The organism is Agrobacterium sp. ST15.13.015 (genome assembly GCF_027871645.1).
In the GTDB taxonomy this organism is placed as follows: Bacteria; Pseudomonadota; Alphaproteobacteria; order Rhizobiales; family Rhizobiaceae; genus Agrobacterium; species Agrobacterium leguminum.
In genome coordinates, this window is the sequence record NZ_JAQAHF010000049.1 from 1 (window position 1) to 1108 (window position 1108).

Below are 1108 nucleotides of genomic sequence, written 5' to 3' on the forward strand. Positions count from 1 at the left end.
TGAAGTCGGAAAATTCCGCCTCCCAGCGCTGCACCAGCTGTGCGAAGGCCGCGTCGTCCTGCATGCGTCGTTCCAGTTCACGGCGCTTTTCGAGCGGCAGCACGCCCAGGACATATTCACCGGCGAGGATGTCGTCGTGCGAATGCTTGCCGCCGCTCTGTTCGCCCGTTGTCATCGCTGCATGCACTCTCTGAGTTTGAGAAGACTGCGTCGCAGCCAGGTTCTGACCGTGTTGAGCGGCACCCGCAATTCTTCGGCGAGTTCGAGATAGCTCAAGCCCTCGACATAGGCCCGACGCACCGCCTGCGCGTGTACGGTCTCAAGCTCGCGCATGCAGGCTTCGATCCTGCGGCCTTCATCGGCGAGAACGATCTGCTGCTCAGGATCGCGGGCGCTCTCGTCGGCAAGATCGTAGGCTTCCTCGATGTCGTCGGTTATGGGCTTGCGGGCGCGGATCGTGTCTATTGCATGATTGCGGGCAATGGCGGCAAGCCATGTGGCGGGTTTGCCGGCGCTCGCGGCAAATGTCCGGGCCCGCTGCCAGACCTTGATATAGATTTCCTGCAGCGCCTCCTCGGCTTCCGTTCTGTCACGCAGGATTTTCAGGCAGATCGCGAAAAGCTTCGGACTGGTTGCCTGATAAAGCGAGACGAATGCTGAACGATCACCCATGCCGACGCGGTTAATAAGGCTTGCGATCTCTGTGCCCTGCATTCGAACCTTCCTTGCTGCGCCTCCTTTATAGGATCGTATTTCGCAGGAAGACAAGAGATGCATGCTCATGCTGCGAACCTGGCAACGACTGGGCCGCAGGGTTATCGCACTTAAGCGGCCGGTAAGAGGGGATGTCGTCATCACAGGCCCGTCGGATTTTCCAGCGGGCCGACCAGCCGCACCGTGAGGAAATAGCCGATTGTAGCCGCTGCCGCGGAGACGAAGGTTCCCCATAGAAGATCGGCGACGGTCAGGGTCGTGGACCAGCTTTTGAGCGTCGCCTGATTGGTCAGGTCGTAAGTGGCATAGGCCATGAAGCCGACCACTGCGCCATAGAGCAGCGCGGTCGTCCATTCTCCTGTCTGAAAGGCCGGGCGAACCGCAAGAAAGGTCA

Annotated in this window: 2 protein-coding genes and 1 pseudogene; all 3 read right to left on the reverse strand. The window is 59.8% G+C overall.

Annotated elements, in window-relative coordinates:
- Positions 1–175 (reverse strand): annotated as a pseudogene (locus tag PIB16_RS26745) (anti-sigma factor); the annotation flags it as partial.
- A complete protein-coding gene (locus PIB16_RS26665; RefSeq protein ID WP_065656274.1) occupies positions 172–714 on the reverse strand; it encodes a sigma-70 family RNA polymerase sigma factor in 543 nt (180 codons plus the stop codon). The pseudogene PIB16_RS26745 and the gene PIB16_RS26665, both read right to left, overlap by 4 nt.
- A gap of 140 nt (positions 715–854) precedes the next feature.
- Positions 855–1108 (reverse strand): DUF2177 family protein (locus tag PIB16_RS26670; protein ID WP_271046677.1); only part of this gene is annotated, 254 nt, incomplete at its 5' end.